General features: G+C 61.7%; 14 protein-coding genes. 10 read left to right on the forward strand and 4 right to left on the reverse strand.

What is annotated here, in order from left to right:
* Positions 1 to 109 precede the first annotated feature (109 nt).
* From BS629_RS19375 to BS629_RS19390, 4 genes are read right to left on the reverse strand one after another with little or no spacing between them, the layout of a single operon-like run.
* The gene (locus BS629_RS19375) at positions 110 to 2,347 is read right to left on the reverse strand and encodes an MGH1-like glycoside hydrolase domain-containing protein (protein WP_018245255.1); all 2,238 of its coding nucleotides are present in this window, start codon (positions 2,345 to 2,347) and stop codon (positions 110 to 112) included.
* 17 nt (positions 2,348 to 2,364) lie between these two features.
* Positions 2,365 to 5,049, reverse strand: coding sequence for a hypothetical protein (locus tag BS629_RS19380; RefSeq protein ID WP_018245256.1), 2,685 nt, complete (start codon positions 5,047 to 5,049; stop codon positions 2,365 to 2,367).
* Positions 5,050 to 5,060: 11 nt separating this feature from the next.
* On the reverse strand, positions 5,061 to 8,603 hold the full coding sequence (locus tag BS629_RS19385; protein WP_018245257.1) for a molybdopterin cofactor-binding domain-containing protein: 3,543 nt from the start codon (positions 8,601 to 8,603) through the stop codon (positions 5,061 to 5,063).
* Positions 8,600 to 9,139: a (2Fe-2S)-binding protein gene (locus tag BS629_RS19390; RefSeq protein WP_245268266.1), complete on the reverse strand. Its 540-nt coding sequence runs from the start codon at positions 9,137 to 9,139 to the stop codon at positions 8,600 to 8,602. The genes BS629_RS19385 and BS629_RS19390 overlap by 4 nt, the downstream gene beginning before the upstream one ends.
* A 357-nt stretch (positions 9,140 to 9,496) precedes the next feature.
* Here BS629_RS19390 and BS629_RS19395 point away from each other — a divergent pair, with 357 nt between their 5' ends.
* The 10 genes from BS629_RS19395 (at position 9,497) to urtB (ending at position 19,281) form a co-directional block, all read left to right on the forward strand.
* Entirely contained in the window at positions 9,497 to 10,633 is a 1,137-nt protein-coding gene (locus BS629_RS19395; RefSeq protein ID WP_018245259.1) for an FAD-dependent monooxygenase, read from the forward strand.
* The gene (locus BS629_RS19400) at positions 10,630 to 11,430 is read left to right on the forward strand and encodes an alpha/beta fold hydrolase (RefSeq protein ID WP_018245260.1); all 801 of its coding nucleotides are present in this window, start codon (positions 10,630 to 10,632) and stop codon (positions 11,428 to 11,430) included. The genes BS629_RS19395 and BS629_RS19400 overlap by 4 nt, the downstream gene beginning before the upstream one ends.
* Positions 11,431 to 11,507: 77 nt before the next feature.
* Positions 11,508 to 12,260 carry a maleate cis-trans isomerase family protein gene (locus BS629_RS19405; protein ID WP_018245261.1) on the forward strand — a complete coding sequence of 251 codons (753 nt, stop codon included), beginning with the start codon at positions 11,508 to 11,510 and terminating at the stop codon, positions 12,258 to 12,260.
* Positions 12,261 to 12,273: 13 nt separating this feature from the next.
* Entirely contained in the window at positions 12,274 to 12,915 is a 642-nt protein-coding gene (locus BS629_RS19410) for an N-carbamoylsarcosine amidohydrolase (protein WP_018245262.1), read from the forward strand.
* Positions 12,916 to 12,974: 59 nt separating this feature from the next.
* Positions 12,975 to 14,006 carry a 2,5-dihydroxypyridine 5,6-dioxygenase NicX family protein gene (locus tag BS629_RS19415; RefSeq protein ID WP_018245263.1) on the forward strand — a complete coding sequence of 344 codons (1,032 nt, stop codon included), beginning with the start codon at positions 12,975 to 12,977 and terminating at the stop codon, positions 14,004 to 14,006.
* Between the two features lie 134 nt (positions 14,007 to 14,140).
* Positions 14,141 to 14,620, forward strand: coding sequence for a MarR family winged helix-turn-helix transcriptional regulator (locus tag BS629_RS19420; RefSeq protein WP_018245264.1), 480 nt, complete (start codon positions 14,141 to 14,143; stop codon positions 14,618 to 14,620).
* Between the two features lie 354 nt (positions 14,621 to 14,974).
* On the forward strand, positions 14,975 to 16,126 hold the full coding sequence (locus tag BS629_RS19425; RefSeq protein WP_018245265.1) for a transporter substrate-binding domain-containing protein: 1,152 nt from the start codon (positions 14,975 to 14,977) through the stop codon (positions 16,124 to 16,126).
* A gap of 11 nt (positions 16,127 to 16,137) precedes the next feature.
* The gene (locus tag BS629_RS19430; RefSeq protein ID WP_018245266.1) at positions 16,138 to 16,746 is read left to right on the forward strand and encodes an ANTAR domain-containing response regulator; all 609 of its coding nucleotides are present in this window, start codon (positions 16,138 to 16,140) and stop codon (positions 16,744 to 16,746) included.
* A gap of 246 nt (positions 16,747 to 16,992) precedes the next feature.
* Positions 16,993 to 18,243 carry a transporter substrate-binding domain-containing protein gene (locus BS629_RS19435; protein WP_018245267.1) on the forward strand — a complete coding sequence of 417 codons (1,251 nt, stop codon included), beginning with the start codon at positions 16,993 to 16,995 and terminating at the stop codon, positions 18,241 to 18,243.
* 144 nt (positions 18,244 to 18,387) lie between these two features.
* On the forward strand, positions 18,388 to 19,281 hold the full coding sequence (gene urtB / locus BS629_RS19440; RefSeq protein WP_018245268.1) for an urea ABC transporter permease subunit UrtB: 894 nt from the start codon (positions 18,388 to 18,390) through the stop codon (positions 19,279 to 19,281).

The raw sequence follows: 19,281 nt of genomic DNA on the forward strand, positions 1-19,281 counted from the left end.
TTCGATTGTCGGTGGACCTTTAGTTCAAACCCTCTGATCTTTGAAATCAGTCTTTTTATTTTTTTATTTGCATACAAACTATTAATGACGAAATGACAGGTGTCAAGCGCTACCTTGCGTCTGCAGCGGAAAAATAGATGTCGAGTCGGCGGTCCTGCGCGCTTTCAGCAATCGTGAGGCGTATGCCTTCTGCGCTTGCAACATAGCCGATCCCCCGCCCATCAAGACGAACAGCAAGGACATCGCCGATATCCAACCGAGGCAGATCGATGTAGCCAGCTGCGGCAACAGGCGCGATGGTGCAGGCCAGTCGTCCATCGCTCATGACGATGCGCGACAGCGTCGTTTGCAGGTCCGTCCGCAACATCACGCGGCCATTGAGCGTCATCGACAAAGCAGCGGCCTCGACCTGCAGATGCAAAGTCCCCGATGGCGACAACATTGGCCCGAGCGCCAGGTCGCGGCCGGTGTTGCGCACTGTCCAGCCCGTCCACGGATCAAATTCGACGATTTCGCCGGTTGCCATCAATGGCAGCATGGCGGCCCAGATGTAGAACGGGTCGGTGTCACCCTGGTCCAGTGCCTCGCCGGTCACGGCATTGTAGTTTTCGGAGGCGATGCGATCCTCGCGCCAGTTCTTCATGAACAGGTCGTAGCTCTGGCCGGCGAGCTTGCTCGCTTCGGCCGTGAAACCGTAGCGACGCAGGCCGAGCCAGACCATGTAGTTGACATTCGGCCAGATGCGGCCGCGCCAGTAGACGTTGTCGGCGAAGGCCGGATCGTCACGCGTCGCGTTCGGCAGCACGAAGTCCCCGCCGAAAGTGGTCTCGTCGCTCAGATGTTTAAGCAGGCGCGACGCCTGAGCCGGCGTCGCGGCGCCGCAAAGCAGCGGATAGAAGCTGGTCGGCGACAGCGATCGGACAAAACCACCGCGCCGCTGTCGATTGGCAAAGATGCCGCGACTTTCATCCCAGAGCGTTTCCGAGATCAGCGTCCGGTGGCGTTCGGCCAAAGCGGCGAATTGGCGGGCATCGTCATGCTTGCCGAGCACGACGGCCATTTTTGAGAGCATTTCGGCATCGAGAGCGGCCGCGCAGTTGAGGCCGAGGTCGAAGGTCGAGAGCGTCCGGGTGACGGGATCGTAGATCGCTTCGTCATGCGTCGCGGAGTTGTCCATGCCGGTCTCGTTGCGCGCGCCGAAGGCAGTGCCCTTGTACAGGCCCTCACCTACATCAGAGGTGCCGCAGGACAGCAGGCCGAAACCATCGGGATCGCGATTGTCCTGCCACCAGCGCCGATTGCGCACCAGCGCGTCGTAGCTTGCCTGGATCATCGACCGTTCGCCGGTCCGCTGGTAGAGCTGCCAGACGACGAGCGCGCCGAACGGCAGCTGGGTGCGATCGACCCAGGCATCGTTGGAGGTGACGATGCAGGCGATATTGCCCTGCGGCGTTGCGCCGGCCATGGCGGTCGCCATGTTTTCGCGCGCCAGATCGGCGTCGAACACGCCGGCGAGAAGGGCCGCGAAAATCTGGTCGTTGAACCAGACGGCAAATTTCCCGAGATTCCAAATCCGCGTCACCGCCGTATAGGGCCGCGCGTTGGTCTCGTCCCAGATGGTGTTCCAGGCGACCACGTCGCGCATTGCGTCGAGGGCGCCCTCGAACAGGCCGGTCTGCGCCACGGCGAGCTCAGCCGGCGCGCCGGCCGCAAGGCAGGCCTTCGCCTTTGCGATCGCGAGCTCGGCGCTGTCGGCGACGCCCGCCGCATAGGCGCCCTGGCGCATCATCTCAAGATTGAAGCGCAGGGCGATCACCGGCGCTTCGTTTTTGCGCGTGGCGGTGTAGAAATAGCCGTTCTCCTCGAAGTCCGCCCGCAGCGCGTCGATCGTGTCGTGGCCGGTGACGTGCACCGGCGCCTCGGCGGTCGCGACCGCCACGAATCGCGTGCCAACCTTCAGCAGCGTAATGTTGCGTGCCGCATCATGGACCGCCACCTCACCGCCATCGGAGGAGATCGCCAGCGTCACCCAAAATCGCAGCCCCCATTCGGCCGACACCTTGCCGGTCCACCTGCCGCGTACGGCGAAGGGGTCGGTCTTGGTCGTCGAAAACGAGACCGTCGTACCGCTGAGGTCTGTCTCCAGCTCGATCAACGAGCCGTCAATGGTGTGACGGCCGAGGCGAACGGCGTCGCGCCGCGGCTCTATCGCGGAGGTCGTCCTGCTACGCGTTGAATACAGAACCGGCGTGATCCGCACGCCGAGCGGCAGGAAGACCATTTCGGCCGGCCGGCTTGACCAGCTGTTCCAGGCACGCATCAGGGGGATTGTCGAATGTTGTAGCATGGCTCTGTAACTTCCGGTCAGTGTGTCAGCGGAATAAGTTTCGGTACTGCGGACAGGCCGCTCTTGTCGGCCGTATCGCCGAGATAAGGCGTGTTGGCGTAATATCGGTTTGCCGCCGTGTTGGCGACGCGCAACTCGAGCGAATGGACGCCAGGACGCAACCGGCCGAGCGCAAAACGATAGGGCCGCCAGCCCCGCCGATCGATCTGCCGGCCGTCCAGGCTGGCGGCGACCACGGTCGCGACGTCAGGCAACTCGAGAAACCAGTCGGCCTCGTCGCCGATCTCCAGCGCCAGCCGGTAGATCCCGGTGCCGGACAAATCGGCAAATCCCTGCGTCTCCCATCCGGTCTCAACCGAAATCGGCACGAATGCCGCATTGGCCGCCGGCGCAAAACTCCAACCATCGACAAGTGAGACGGCGCGCGCGGGGTCAAGCGCTGGCTGGTTCGAGAGATGGCCATCGCCTGCGCCCCCATGCGTTGTCTGACGCAGGCGGAGGCAGCGCGCTTCCTGCGCTTCGAGCGTGACGGTCAATTGACTGAAGGCAGCGGCCTCCTCGATCTTGCCTGTCGTGGCGGACCAGACTTCGCAGTCGAAACCGTCATTGAAGAAAATCTCACTTTCCAGCGCGGCTTCACCATCGTTGAAGAGAACGATCCGCCACCAGCCATTGTCCTCGTATCCGGCCCATTGCCAGAGCCGGTCCGCGGGATGGCCGGTGATGACAGGACCGGACGGCGGAAGCCCTGCCAGCAGCGCGTCGATATCGCTGCCGCCGGGCATCCGATCGATATGCGTCGACGCCACCGCAGCCATCGGATCGGTGGCATCGCAAACGGTCGACAGGCGATCTCCGGAGGACCAGACGACACCGCCAGCGGCGCGGAAGGTCTCCAGTGCCCGCACCGTTTTTTTCGTCTCCAGCACGGTCACCGATGGCAGGATCAGGGCATCGAAGACAAGCCCCGAGACCAGCATCTGGCCGTCCTCGATCCTCGCCTTGGCCAGATCGGCCTCGCTGACGAACATGAAGTCGCAGCGCCTGGCCAGAAGCCCTTCGCACCATGCACCGATGTGGGTGGCATGGCCGTGGCGTGGGCCTTCTGCGAAGGCGGTATGAAGTGGATAGAGGATTGCGACCGGGGTGCGGGGTGTGGCCGGCTCGATGAAGGCTGAGATACGCGCGGTCTCCTGCGAAAACAGGTCATGATAGCCCCACCAGGGCTCAAAGTTGATGCCCGGCGCGAAATCGAAACGCGGATTGGTAAAGGGCGTCGGATCGTTGTCGCGCCCATCCGTCTGGTAGACGCCGTGCCATAGAAACTGGCGAGTGCCGAGGCAATAAAGCCGGATTGCCTGCGCCCGCATCGTCTCCAGCGTCAGTTCCCATTGCCCGGCGGCGCGCACCGGCGTTCGCTCGGCACTGGCATAGGTTTCGACGACACAGCGGCTGCGGCCATTCGAGCGGGCAACGGAATCGCCGAGCTTGGGCGCCAGCTGTGCGACGAAATTGTTGGAGTCGACCGTCGTCTCATGCCTGTAGGCATCGATGCCGAAGAAATCCACGGCAAGCGCGACCCTGGGGTCAATGCTGGTGAAGCCCCCGTTCAAGGCCCACGAACTGATATGCGGCAGGATTTCGTGCCCCGTGAGTGCGATGCCCTTGCGTTCGGCCCATCGACGCAGCGTGCCCGAGAAGGCATCGTTCATCAGGGCTGAATAAGCGGCATAAAATTGCGCGCGCAGCCGCAAGGTGTCAGGCCCGACATTGCGCAGCAGCGCCAGCAGCGTCTTGGCGAACGGCTGGCCCGTGTTTTGCAAAACGGCATCCGGCAGCGTCGAAGCAAATAGCAGACTGTTGCCAAGACTGCCCGAAATCTGATCCCATTTGTAAAAGCCGGCCGCCGGCTGGTCATAGAAGACCAAACCGACGGGATCAGGCACGAGATCACCAAGCGCTTCGACGAGCGGATCGAGCCCGACGTCGATAAACCGCTCCGCGGCTTCCGGCAGGAGGTAGTTGATCAGCCGGGACGTCGTGGAGCGCGCGCTGATGAATACCGTTATCGTCTGGCCGTCTTTAATCTCCCCGTCGAATGCGTAGGTGCAGGAAACACCGTCGCTTCTAACGACTGATGTCTGCGTGGTCACATCGACAATCTCGTCCAGACTGCCAACCTCACCGGAGGAATGCAGCAGGGCCGACGCGACCATCCATTCGCACCACTCGACCCGACCGCCTTCATATTGCCACTCGAAAATGTCCGATCCCATCTTCCGAGTGAAAGGCGGATGAATGCCACTGATCTCACCCCGCGGATCTCCTGAGGACATCCAGAAAAGATGGCGCTCGCGCAGGTCGTCGCGGTCCACGACTGTCCGGCCGCCGGCGTGCCCGCTGATCCAGTTATAGTCGTCGTAGATCCCTAGCTTCAGCCCCAGCTTGGCGGCGATGCCGGCCGCGGCGCGATAGGCGACGAGGTAGCCCGGCGACAGGTAGTCGTCGCGCGACATCGCAAGCCGAGCCTGGATCAGGATCGTGCCGATCCCCTTCTGTTTGAAATCGGCAAGCTGCGCGTGGCAGACCTCCTCTGTCGGGATCGAATGCCAGAACCAGTAGGCCGACGGCCGGAACGCTGTTGTCGGGTTCTCGAATAAGTCGCGGCGATCGATGTCCTGCCCGGTTCGGATCTGCTCCAATCGTCTGCTCCCTAGTGGGTTGCCGCCGTCACGCGTTGCATGGCGTTGGTCGTTTCCGTCCAGGCCGGCTTGTCGGGCGCGAAACGCGCTCTCAGATAGTCGGCAAGATCCTTGATCTGGCTTTCGTTCAGCGTCTGGCGAAAGGCCGGCATCGACATTACTTCCGGGGCCTCACGGCCGGTGGTCTGCGCCAGAATCGCCGGCGCCTCGACACCGTTCAGGATCGCCTGGATGAGATTGTCCGGCGTCGCCGCATGCAGGTTGCTGTTGAGCGCCAGCGACGACAGGATCGAGTTTCCGGTGTGGCATGTGGCGCAGGCGCCGTTGAACAGCCGCTCGCCCTTCGGCGAAACCCGAGCGGCGACAGCCTTGGCCGCTTCACTTGCGGCAATGGCGGCCTCGCTTTGTGCGTTGCTATCGGCGGGGGCCTCGTTGAGGCTGGCGAGATATGTTGCCATGGCACGGATATCGTTATCCGGCAGCGGCTGCATGACTTCGACGACATGCGCCATCGGGCCGGCGGCACTGCCGTGATCGCGCGAATGTCCGGTGCGCAGATAGTCGTAGAAGGCGTCCGCCGTCCAGCTGACAGGGCCCTTGGCGAAGGCATTGAGAGCCGGCGCCTCCCAACCATCGGCAAAGCCACCCGAGAGCCGGGCGCTGCCGCTCTTTTCCGCGCCCAGCACATTTCGGTCCGTGTGACAGGCCGAACAGTGACCGAGCGTCTCGACGAGATAGGCGCCCCTGTTCCATTGCGCACCACGGGTCTCGACGTATTTGAACGGCTCAGCTTTCAGAAACAGCGCATTCCAGCCCGCCATCATCGCGCGGATGCTGTAGGGAAATTTGAGCTTTGTCTCCGGCGCCTTTTCGGCGACCGGCGCCTGCGTCATCATGTAGGCGTAGAGTGCCTGAAGATCGGCTTCCTCGGCGCCCGCGAACGAGGTGTAGGGATGGGCGGGATAGAGGTGATGGCCGTCGCGGCTGACGCCCTCTCGCATGGCCCGTTCGAAGGCTGGATACGACCACGCGCCGATGCCGCTTTCAGTGTCCGGGGTGATGTTCGTGGCATAGACGGCGCCGAACGGCGTGTCGAAGCGCCGGCCGCCGGCAAAGCGTGTGCCGTCATCACCGACATGGCAGACATTGCAGGCGCCGGCCGCGGCCGCAAGCCTGCCGCGTTCGATGGTGGCCGGGCTGTAGACGTTGGCATCGGGTCGCGGAATAGTGCCGATAGCAGAACGCCAAGGCGAGGCCATTGTGACGATACCGGACAAAGCGGCGACGGCACCGACGGCCGACAGACCGATGTTCCACCACTTCCGCTTCTTCGCCACCGGGGCAGCCGGCGCTTCATCCGTCTTGCCGTTCAGCGCGGCGAGTACCAGCTCCGGCGTCAGCGGTAGTTCGCGGAAGCGAATGCCGGTGGCATCGTAAACGGCATTGGCGATGGCCGAGGCGCTGGGAACGGAGGCGGATTCTCCGACCCCGAGCGGCGGCTCGTCCTGCCTCGGCACCATCAGCACGTCGATATCAGGCACCTCGGGGAAGGTGATCAACGGATAGCCGCCCCATTCCTTCGACTGCACGGCGGTCGAGGAGAATTCGACTTTTTCCTTCAGCACCCGGCTGGTGGATTGAATGATATTGCCGTGGATCTGGTGGCGCACGCCGTCGGGATTGATCATCATCCCGGAATCCTGCGCGCAGGTCACTTTGGTGACCGCGATCTCTCCGGTCTTCTTGTTGACGGCGACATCGGCGACCCAGGCGGCCCAGGCGGCGGCCTTGCCCGGAAACGGTCCATGGACGTAAACGGCATAGGCAAACCCGCGCCCGTAGAGCAGGTCGCCCTCACCACCCAGCGTGCCCCATGTCGTATGCGGCACCCATTTCGCCCGCTCGGCCAGCGCATGCACCAGGTCGACGGCGCGCGGATCGTGGAGGTAGCGAAGCCGGTACTCGACCGGATCGACGCCGGCGGCGGCTGCCAGTTCGTCGATGTAGCATTCGTGCGCAAAGGTGTTGGGCATTGCCGACACGCCACGGAACCAGGAAGCACGCGCGATCGGCGGCATATCGTGCACGGTGACGCGGAGGTTCCCGTAGGCATAGGGCGGGATGGCGGTGCGATCGCCCATCTGCACGACGTCGGAAACTGGCGGCATCTTGCCGGTGAGGATCAAGGGAAGGGTCGGCGCCAGATTGGAGGGATAGCGGGTTTCGAAATCATAGGCGGACGGACCGCCCTCCAGGTCGATACCGCCGCGCACATCCATGACCTGGGCGGCGCCCTTCGGCTCCCAGGCATGTTCCTGCTCGCGCGTCAGCTGCACCCGGACAGGTGCCTTGACGGCGCGCGACAGCAGGGCGGCGTCGGCCGTGACGTCATCGGCGCAATTGCGGCCATAGCAGCCAGCCGCCTCCAACCGCTCGACCCGGATCAGCTCTTCCGGCATGTCGAGCAGCAGCGCCAGATCGCGGCGCATTGGAAACGGGTTCTGCGTCCCCGACCAGACGGTCAGCCCTGCGTCACTGTAATCGGCTACCGCGCAGGACGGCCCGATCGAGCCGTGCATCTGGTAGGGCCAGACATAGGTGCGGTTCATCGGCTGGGCACTGCCGGCCAGGGCCATATCGACATTGCCGAGATCGGCAAGCTTGCGCGCAGTCGACGGATTGGCGCGCAGCGCCTTTTCCGGCGCGTTGAGATCCGGCCACTCGGGCGGCGCGCGCCACACGACCTTCAGGCTCTTGGCCGCCTCGATGGCGTTTTCCTCGCGGGTCGCGACCACGCCGACGAAATCGCCGAGGGCGACGACGCCGACCAGCCCGTTGATGTGCGCAATCGATGTTTCGTCGATGGAGATCAGGCTGTTTCCGACATGATCGCCGTGATCGAACCCCGCATAAGGCGGGCGAACGACGCGGCCATGCAGCATGCCCGGCACGCGCACATCATGCACATAAGTCCAGCGCCCCGTAGCCTTCTCGGGGATATCGACGCGCGGCCGCGACGAGCCGACCAGTCTATAGTCCGAGGCCGGCTTAAGGGCCGCGTATTTATCGATCGACAGCCTGACATGGCTGCCGGCGACGATGTCGCCGAAGCTGAGCTGCCAGTTCTCGCCGCCATCGGCACGGATGATGCCGTCTTCCAGTCGCAGCCGCTCAAGCGGCACGCCGCCCTTCTCAGCCGCCTTGGCGAGCAAATGATGGCGGGCGGTGGCGGCGGCCTGGCGCAGCGGCACTGCGGTGATCTGGATCGTTTCGCTGGCGATGGTCGCGCCCTGGTTGGGCGCGGCGGAGGTCGTGCCGAGCACCATGTCCACCTGCTCGAACGGCATGCTGAGCTCTTCGGCAACGATTTGCGCCAGAGAGGTGCGGATGCCCGTCCCTAGATCAACATGGCCGTTGAACGCAGTCACACGGCTATCGGCGCCCACCGCGATGTAGAGTTCCGCACCGTCGCCAAGCCTTGTATCGTTGACAACAAGCAGCATGTCGGCGGCCGACATATAGGCGGATTTCGGCATTTGGCGGTGGTCGGTCACGGGGAGACCTCCTTCGCAGCTTTTGATGAGATATCGTCCGGCGTGGATCGTCGCGTCCGTTCGGCCCTGGAATAGGCGACCGCCCGCCTGGCCGCGGCAAGTATTTCCATGTGCGTTCCACAACGGCACAGATGATGGCGCAACGCCTCGCGGATCGCGTCCTCGTCGGGATCGGCATTGCGATTGAGCAGGGCTGTGGTGGCGATGATCATGCCGTTCAGGCAATATCCGCATTGAGCGGCGGCCTCGTCGATAAACGCCGCCTGGACTGGATGCAGATGCTCGGGCGTGCCGAGACCCTCAAGCGTAGTGACGCGGCGAGTGCCGACGGCACCCAGAGGCACGGTGCAGGAGCGCACGGAGCGACCATCGACGAGAACGGCGCAAGCGCCGCATTCACCGAGCCCGCAACCGTATTTCGGGCCATTGAGGGAGAGATCGTTTCTGAGGATATAGAGGAGTGGTGTTTCCGGGCTTGCTTCGACGCTCTCGACGGCATCGTTCACATTCAAACTGAAGCAAACTGGCAGTGTCAAAGCAGGCCCTCCGCCCCGGAGAACGAAACACAGACCTCGCCTCTTTCCATCGGCCGTACCGCTACGCAGCAGACATCACTCGGACGTCCGCAAACCATAACGATGCGACAGTCACCGACTCTTCGCATCTATTGCCCCTTTTATTATTAAGAAGTGCATACGCTTTATAATGACAAAAGACAAGTCGGATTTCATCATCGGGATTTTGCTAGTATATCCAATCAGCAAGGCGTTTTTTGTGTCGTCTTGATAAAAATCAGAACATCGCTATTGCAATTTAGAGCGTATGCGCTAGAATTTTTGCCAAGCCTCCAATCGTGGGAACAATGCGTCGAAAGACAGCTAAGAAGGGTCGCTATGTCTAACGGAAAAGAAAAGATCGCGATTATCGGCGCCGGCCTCGGCGGCGCTGTCGCGGGTGCGCTGCTCCAACACGCAGGTTTCGACGTCAACGTCTATGAACAGGCACCGGCATTCTCGCGCCTGGGCGCCGGCATTCATATGGGGCCGAACGTCCTGAAGATTTTCGAGCGCATCGGCGTCGACAAGAAGGTGATCGGCATCAGCAGCACGCCGAGCCATTGGTTCAGCCGCGACGGCATTACCGGCGAATACACCGCCCGGATTTCGCTTGAAGGCTACGGCCAGACCTATTGCACCGTTCACCGCGGCGACCTGCAGGCCATCCAGTGCGATGCGTTACAGCCAGGCACCTTGCATTTCGGCAAGAAGCTGGCTCGCCTCGACGACAGCGGCACCGATGTGCTGATCGAATTCGAAGACGGAACCTCGATACGCGCCGACATCGTGATCGGCGCCGACGGCATCAATTCGCGCGTTCGCGAAACGCTGCTCGGCGAAGAGAAGCCGAATTACAGCGGCTGGGTCGGCCATCGCGCCCTGATCTCGTCCGACAAACTGAAGAAATACGATCTGACATTCGAGGATTGCGTCAAGTGGTGGGGTCCGGACCGTCATATGATGGTCTACTACACGACGGCTCGGCGCGACGAATATTACTATGTCACCGGCGTTCCGCATCCGGCCTGGGAATTCGATTCGGCTTTCGTCGACAGCAGCCGCGACGAGATGGCGGCGGCGTTCGAGGGTTATCATCCGATCATCCAGGCGCTGATCGAAAGCACCGATGGGGTGACGAAATGGCCGTTGTTCAACCGTAACCCGCTGCCGCTCTGGAGCAAGGGCCGTCTTGTGCTGCTTGGAGATGCGTGCCATCCGATGAAACCGCATATGGCGCAGGGTGCCGCGATGGCGATCGAAGACGCCGCCATGCTGACCCGCTGCCTGCAGGAAACCGGCGTCAACGACTTCCGCACCGCTTTCGGATTGTATGAGACCAACCGCCGCGATCGCGCGACGCGTGTCCAGAGCGTTTCGAACGCCAACACTTTCCTGCTCAAACAGGAGGATCCGGCCTGGGTCTACGGCTATGATATCTATGCCGCCCCCCTGAAGAGCGAGACTGCGGCATGAGCGGCGGCGCCTTGTACGGAGCGAACGTCTTCGCCAATGGCATCCGACAGCACTATCTGCGCTATGGCGGCAAAGGCCCTGCGGTCATCCTGATCCCGGGCATCACCAGCCCCGCGATCACCTGGGGTTTCGTCGCCGACCGGTTGGCCGAGCGTTACGACGTCTATGTGATCGACGTACGCGGCCGCGGCCTGTCGTCGACTGGCCCCGACCTCGATTACGGCCTCGACGCCATGGCTGCCGACGTCGTCGGCTTCGCATTGGCGCTTGGACTTGCTACTCCCGCCCTGCTCGGCCATTCAATGGGCGCGCGCATCGCCATTCGTGCCGCCGTTGCGGCGCCGGAGGCGTTTTCGAGGCTGGCGCTGATCGATCCGCCGGTCTCCGGCCCCGGACGCCGCGCCTACCCGAGCAAGCTGACCTGGTATGTCGACAGCATCCGCCTGGCGCTGAAGGGCATCGACGCGGAGGGCATGAAGGCGTTTTGTCCGACATGGACCGACGAGCAACTGAAGCTGCGCGCCGAATGGCTGCACAGCTGCTACGAGCCCGCGATCGTCACCGCTTTCGAGGACTTCCACAAGGACGACATCTTTCCGGATCTGCCGAAGCTCAAGCAGCCGGCCATGTTGATGGTCGCCGGCCGTGGCGGCGTGATCGAAAGCGTCGACGTGGACGAGGCCCGCTCGCTTTATCCGGGGCTGGAAATTACCCGGGTGCCAGATGCAGGGCATATGATTCCATGGGATGATTTCGACGGCTTCTTTGCCGCGCTTGGAGATTTTCTCTCCCGTTGATTGAAGCGGCGGTGGGGCGATGATCCACCGCCGTTTGTTTGAGAGCCGTTTTTTTTGCGAAGCAAAGGATTTCACCCGTGCAGAAGTATTACCGTATCGGCCAGATCGTTCCGAGCTCCAACACGACGATGGAGACCGAAATTCCCGCCATGCTGACGGCACGCCAGTCCATCCGGCCCGAGCGCTTCACTTTCCACTCCAGCCGCATGCGGATGAAGAAAGTGGTGAAGGAAGAACTGGCGGCAATGGACGCTGAATCCGACCGTTGCGCCGTCGAGCTCTCCGACGCCCGCGTCGATGTTCTCGGATACGCGTGCCTGGTCGCCATCATGGCGATGGGCCTCGGCTATCACCGCCAGTCGGAGAAGCGCCTGATGGGTCGCACCCAGGAGAATGGCACTGACATTCCCGTCGTGACCAGTGCCGGCGCCCTGATCGAGGGCCTGAAGGTGATGAAGGCGAGGAAGATCGCCGTCGTCGCGCCTTATATGAAACCGCTGACGGAGCTGGTCGTGGACTACATTCGCGAGGAAGGCTTCGAGGTCGTGGACTGGCGGGCACTCGAGATCCCCGACAATCTGGATGTGGCGCGCCACGACCCGGAAAATCTTCCGGCGATCGTAGAGACGCTCGACCTGACCGATGTGGACGTGATCGTGCTATCGGCCTGCGTGCAGATGCCATCGCTGCCCGTCATCGCCAAGGTCGAAGCCATGACAGGCAAACCGGTACTGACCGCCGCCGTCGCGACCACTTATTGCATGCTCAAGAAGCTCGGTCTGGAAGCCGTCGCGCCAGGCGCCGGCGCACTTCTGTCGGGCGCATACTGAAGAGGGGCCGATCATGCAGAGCGCGCAAAGCAATTATCAGGGCGTCTGGGGCAACCGCATCGGCTTCGGCCAGCGCCCTGCCCTCCTCGTCATCGATTTCCTAAAGGGGTACACCACCGAGGGCGCGCCTCTCTACGCCCCTGGCGTGGTTGACGCGGTCGCGCAGACGCCGGCGCTCATCGATGCCGCCCGCGAAGCCGGCATCCCGATCATCCATACGCGCATCCTCTATCTTGCGGAAGACTGCGCCGATGGCGGGATGTGGGTGAAGAAGTCGCCTGTCATGAAAGGAATGGTCGAAGGCAACGTGCTGGCCGAATTCTGCGACGGCGTCGAGCCTGCCAGCGGCGAACTCGTCATCGTCAAGCAATATGCCAGCGCCTTCTTCGGCACCAGTCTTGCCTCCCAGTTGCATGCGCAGGGGATCGACACCGTGATCATGGCCGGCTGTTCGACCAGCGGCTGCATTCGCGCCACCGCCGTGGATGCGGTCCAGCATGGATTCCGCGGCATCGTGGTGCGCGAGTGCGTCGGCGACCGGCACCCAGATCCGCACAATGCCAATCTCTTCGACATCGACAGCAAATATGGCGATGTCGTTTCGAGGGAGGAGGCGATCGCGGAAATCGCCAAAGTCAGGTCCGACCGCGCATAATTTGGGGGAAACGCCCCAGACTTCAAACCTAAGCCTTCAAACAAGATAGGGGAACGAGCATGGATCAATTCAGCTTCACGGAAATTTGCCTGCATCAGTTGAAGATGTCGGGTGTCCACGAGGGCGAAAAACTCATCGTCCTGACCCAGGGCAGCGAGCGCCTCGATTACGCCGACGCCTTCATGGCGGCAGGCATTCGTCTTGGCGCCAAGATGTATCACATGCGTTTGCCGCCGGTGCCACCGGCAGGTGCCTGGGCGGTCGGCCAGACGGGACTCGCCGCCATGCCGGAAGCGGTGGAGGCCCTGAAGGCTGCCGACATGCTGATCGACTGCATCTTCCTGCTCTTCAGCCCGGAGCAGATGGCGATCCAGGCGGCCGGCACGCGTATCCTGACCGCCGTCGAACCGCCAGAAATTCTGGCACGCATGCTGCCGACCAAGGAACTGCGCGAGCGCGTCGAATTTGCCGGAGACCTGCTGTCCAAGGCGAAGGTGATGCGGATCACCTCTCCGCACGGCACGGACGTCACCTACAAGCTCAACACCTATCCCGCCATTACCGAATATGCGTGCACGGACGAGCCGGGCCGCTGGGATCATTGGCCGTCCGGCTTTGTCTTCACCGGCGGTGACGACGATGGCGTCGACGGGACAATCGTCGTTGCTCCGGGCGACATCCTGCTGCCGCAGAACATCTACGTGCGCGACCCGATCATCTACACGATTGAAAACGGATGGATCACCGATATTCGCGGCGGCCTCGATGCCGAGCTGGTCAAGTCCTACATGGATGGTTTCAACGACCCGCGTGGCATGGGCATGAGCCATGTCGGCTGGGGTCTCAATCAGAACGCCAAGTGGCATCGCATGGTACCGGGCGAATTCCCCGGTGGCATGGGAATGGAGGCACGCTCCTTCTACGGCAACGTGATGTTTTCAACCGGCCCCAACAACGAGCTCGGCGGCCCGAACGACACCGCGTGCCATCTGGATATCCCGATGCGCGGTTGCTCGCTGTTCCTCGATGATGAGCCAATGGTTCTGGATGGCGACATCGCCGTGAAGGAAATGAAGCACAACTTCAAATAACCGGGCTTGCCAGCCGCTCCGCGTGAAATCGCGCGGAGCGGGTTGGCGGTGTGCCACGCCTTGACCGTCGCAACATGCTGTGGTGTTTCCTGCATTCCCGCCAAAGACGCCGTAACTGATGGACCACATCGACGATGACCGCAAAAGAGACCGAACAGCTGCCAGAAGCTCCGGCGCCTCAAAATGGCTACCAAGTGACGGAGCAAGTCGGGCATCTCCTGCGCAAGGCCTATCAGCGCCATCTGTCGATTTTCCAGACCAATGCCAGCGATCCGGACTTGACGTCGGTGCAGTTCGTGACGCTGTGCGCGCTGCACGATCTCGGTCCCAGCTCGCAGGTCGAGCTCGTGAAGGCAACGTCCGTCGACCAGGCGACCATCCGTGGCATCGTCGAGCGGCTGAAGGCCCGCGGACTGATCGATCTCTCCAAGGACGAGGCTGACGGCCGCAAGGTGGTGATCTCTTTGCTGCCCAAGGGGGAAGCCCTGCTGCAGGACATGTATCCGCAAGCCTACCTCATCAGTGAAAAGACTGTCGCGCGTCTCAATCCGGCGGAACGCATCGCGTTGTTGTATCTCTTGCGCAAAATCGCCGACGATGAGACTGATCAGTAGGTGTTGATTGGGGTCCCTGCTCTTGAAGGGATTCGAACTACCGCCCCGCTCCTCGAAAGCGAATTTTTCTGGAGGTTGATCGATACAGCGCAATCAAGTCGCTCTCGCAATTACGAAAATATTTCGATCGAGAGGCGCTTCGGTCGGCAACGCTGCACTATCGCGATGACAGGCGCTGCGATGCTGCTTGAGGATGCAAGCCGATAGCCGCGCACGGCCTTTCGTTCCGCTATTGTCACCCGACAAAGAAACTGCCATCATGGACTGGCAGGCTCCAATGGGCCGCTGATATTCCATGAGCAGGGTAGCTCTCGACCGGAAACGGGCGGGAGCTTTTTTATTTTTTGGTGGACGATGATGCATTCAGAAAGCTGGCGTGTCGGTGTGCTGTTCTCCGAAACGGGTGTGACCGGAGCGGTGGAAAAAACCCAAAGGGCGGCAACGTTGCTGGCGATCGACGAAATCAACGCGGCGGGAGGCGTGCTCGGGCGGGCTATCGAGCCCATTGTGTACGATCCGCAATCGACGCCCAATCTCTACAAGGAACTTGCAGTCAGGCTTTGCGACGAAGATCGCGTCCGGGTCGTATTCGGTTGCCATATGTCGAGCACCCGCAAAGCCGTCCTTCCCGTCATCGAGGCCCGTGACGCTTTGCTGTTTTATCCGACGCTGTACGAGGGGTTCGAATATTCCCGGCACTGCATCTATACGGGGGCGGCCCCCAACCAAAACTCGGTCCAGTTGGTCGACTTCCTGACCAGGCATTATGGAAAGCGGGTTTTCCTCGTGGGCTCGAACTACGTCTATCCTTATGAATCCAACCGGACGATCAGCGACCTTTTTCTTCAGGTCGGCGGACAGGTGCTGGACGAGATGTATGTTCCCCTGAACCTCAAAACCGAAGACGTCGCCAAAATCATCCGGCATATTCACGCGGCAAAGCCGGACGTCATCTATTCGACCATTGTCGGTGACGGTATCATCCCCTTCTACACAGCATTCAAGGAGGCCGGATTCGATGCGGCGACGATGCCGATCTCGAGCCAGTCGACCAGCGAGGCCGACGTGATCCGCATGCGGCCGGAGGTGGCCGCAGGGCACATTACCGCCGCCCCCTTCTTTGCGTCTCTGGATACGCCACGCGCCCGCGCCTTCGTCTCCGCTTACGAACGGCGCTATGGCTTGCAGATGCCGCCCACAGCACCAGCCGAAGCCGCCTACTTCCAGGTTTATCTCTATGCGGCGGCTTTGCAGCACGCCGGCAGCGACAGGCTCGAGGAGCTTCTGCCGGCTCTTTCTGAAGTCGAGTACGATGCACCGCAGGGGGCGGTTAAGATAGACCGGCTGACGAACCACACGCATCTGTGGCCGAGAGTGGCAAGGGTGAATGCGCAGGGCAGCTACGACATCGTCTACGATCCGTCGCTCCGGGTCGCGCCTGATCCGTTCATGCGCGAATATCGCCCGGACTTCACGCAGTCTTCCCCGCATAGCGTCCCGGTTTGAGAGGGAGCGAGATGTCATTCGCCCTTCTCAGGGATCTGCGGGATCTCAAAGTTGTGGTCATCCACCCTCGGACATCCGAGGGAGATTTTCTCGTGGATCATCTGCGCCGTATCGGTTGCATGGTCAATTGTCTCTGGCCGGTGCCGGCCGAATTGCCGCATGGCACGGATGTCGTCTTCCTTGCCATGGAAGACGAGGCGAGACCGGAAATCGAGCGTCTGCTGAAGTCCTTTCCCAACCCGGCCCCGACCATGCTTGCCATTGTCGGTTACGAAAACCCCTCAACGTTGCAGATCGTACTGGAAAGCGGCGCGCTTGCCATCGTCGAAAGACCGATCAAACCCTTCGGCCTCCTCACCAATCTGGCCATCGCCCGCAACCTGTGGCTCGAACGCCAGAAGCTCGTCAAGGAGGCACGCAAGTACAAGCGCAAGGTTCTAGGTGACCAGAAACTGGCACGGGCAAAAGCGATTCTGATGGCCAACCGCGGCACCAGCGAGACCGAGGCCTACCGCGAAATGCGCGAGCAGGCGATGGCCCGGCGCGTGCCCATCGATGAAATCGCCAATTCGATTATCAACGCCGAACAACTCTTGCGCCCAGCCCAGAAACATGATTAGTTTTTCATGTGTTTCGAACGAAACGCCTCCGGCACATCCCTTCGCTTGACGAAGCCATGTGCCGCTGTTGCACACGGCGCAGCCGTGATGCGGTGATGGCAAGGGTGCCCGCAGGCTGTGACAAGCCTCGCGGGTTTTTTGTTGTCTGCTGACAGTGACGTCAGTTCTCTACCCATTTCCGGCATGAAAGCCTCGCCGTTCGGCGGGCCGTGCCGTCGTGCGCCAATCAAAAAAAGGGGAACCAAGATGGTGTTCAACAGACGTGAATTTTTGAAAACCGCAGCCACCGCTTCTGCCGCGATCGCCCTGCCGGCTCTGGGCAGCCGCGCCTTCGCAGCCGATCCTATCAAGGTCGGTGCGCTCTATTCGCAAACGGGCGGGCTTTCGGTTGCAGAAAAGCTTCTGGCAAACGGCGTCACGATGGCCGTTGCCGAAATCAACGCGGCCGGCGGTGTTCTCGGCCGTCCGGTCGAGGTGGTCGTCGAAGATGGAGCTTCCGATCCGAAGACCTTCAGCGAGAAAGCTTCGAAGCTGATCCTCAAGGACAAGATCTCCACCGTGTTCGGCTGCCATACCTCGGCCAGCCGCAAGGCCGTGCTGCCGATCTTCGAGCGACGGGGCGCGATGCTGTTCTACCAGACACATTACGAAGGCTTCGAGTGCTCGCGCAACGTCGTCTATTCCGGTGCCGTTCCGAACCAACAGCTCTCCAACTACATCCCCTGGATCGTCGAGAAACTGGGCAAGAAGAAATTCTTCATCGTCGGCTCGAACTATGTCTATCCGCGCGAGATGGCCAAGGTTTCCAAGAAGCTGATCGAGGCAGCCGGCGCCGAATGGGTGGCGGACGAATATCTGGAGCTTGGCCATTCGGAATGGGCCGTCATGGTCAGCAAGATCAAGGAATCGGGCGCCGACGTGGTCCTGTCCAACGTGGTCGGCGACTCCATCATCGCCTTCTATCGTGAGTTCAAGAACCAGGGGCTTTCACAGGAGGTTCTGCCGATCTGCGCGACGGTCACCTCCGAAATCGAAATCGCGGCGATGGGCGCCGAATATGCGGCAGGAAGCTATACCTCCTTCCCCTATTTCATGTCGATCGACACACCGGCAAACAAGAGCTTCATCGACCGCTTCAGGACGTTCGTCAACGATCCAAAAGCCGTTACTTACCATTCACTCGAAGCCGCCTATTTCCAGGTCTTCCTGTGGAAGCAGGCCGTCGAAAAATCCGGCGATCTTTCTGCGGAGGCGATCAGGGCCGGCATTCGCGGCCAAACCTACGAAGCACCCGGCGGCAAGGTGACCACCGATCCCGATAACCTGCATTGCTGGCTGACGCCGCGCATCGGGCAATGGCAGGCGGACGGCCAGAGCAAGGTGGTGAACGCCTACCCGGCCCCGATCAAGCCCCTGCCCTATTCGGCCTATGGCGAGACGGAGAGCAATCTATTCTGCACCAGCAACGGTCTCGACGCCGCAAAGCTCAAGGGCTGACCCCTTCCCCGCGACGTCCCGCCATCCATGGATGGCGGGATCATCTCTCGGTAAGGCCGGCCTCCCCTCTTCTTCCGCAAGCTGCCATCCGGATGGGCAAGGCGCAGGAGAGTTCGGCCCGCCCTTCTCACGAACGGTGGCGTTATGCTCGACATTCTCTTTATCGGCCTCAGTCTCGCCTCGATCCTTCTTTTGGTCGCGCTTGGCCTTGCCATCACCTACGGCGCCATGGGCGTCATCAACATGGCCCATGGCGAAATGGTCATGATCGGCGCCTATGTCGCCGTCCTCTCCGGCATCTGGCTAAAAGCAAGCCTTCTCTTCGCGATCCCTCTGGCCTTCGTCGTCACGGCCCTGCTCGGCCTGCTGATCGAGCGGGTGGTCGTCCGGCGACTCTACGGCCGTCTGCTGGACACGCTTCTCGCCACCTGGGGAATAGCCATCCTTTTGCAGCAGGCCGTGCGGCTCGAGTTCGGCCTGTCCTTTTTCGACATTCACGTCGAAGGCCTGGGGGCCGGCCTGCAGAACGTCGCCGTGCCTGTCTACCTGCAGGGCACGTTCAGGCTCGCCGGCGCTGATATCAACGCCTACCGCGCCTTCATCATCGCCGTTGCCGCCGCGCTGACACTGGCGACATGGTTCATCCTCTACCGGACGGCGGCCGGCATGCAGGTCCGCGCCATCATCCGGAACCCGAAAATGGCCGCAGCCTGCGGCATCGACGTGAAACGCGTCAACGCCATGACCTTCGCGTTCGGGTCGGGCCTTGCCGGCGTCGCCGGCGTGATGATGTCCGGCTTCAAGACCGTCTTTCCCGACATGGGCACGACGATGGTCGTCGACGGCTTCATGGTCGTGGTGACCGGCGGGGTCGGCAGCCTTTTCGGCACCATCCTCTCCTCAGGCCTGCTCGGCGAGATCAATGCCCTGGTGGCCATCGGTACGAACGACATCCTGGCGCGCGCCGTCGTGTTCGGCGTCGTCATCTTCGTCATCCTCGTCAAGCCCAGCGGGCTGTTCTCGTTCAAGGGACGCTGA

This window comes from Rhizobium leguminosarum bv. viciae USDA 2370, from assembly GCF_002008365.1.
Taxonomy (GTDB): domain Bacteria; phylum Pseudomonadota; class Alphaproteobacteria; order Rhizobiales; family Rhizobiaceae; genus Rhizobium; species Rhizobium leguminosarum.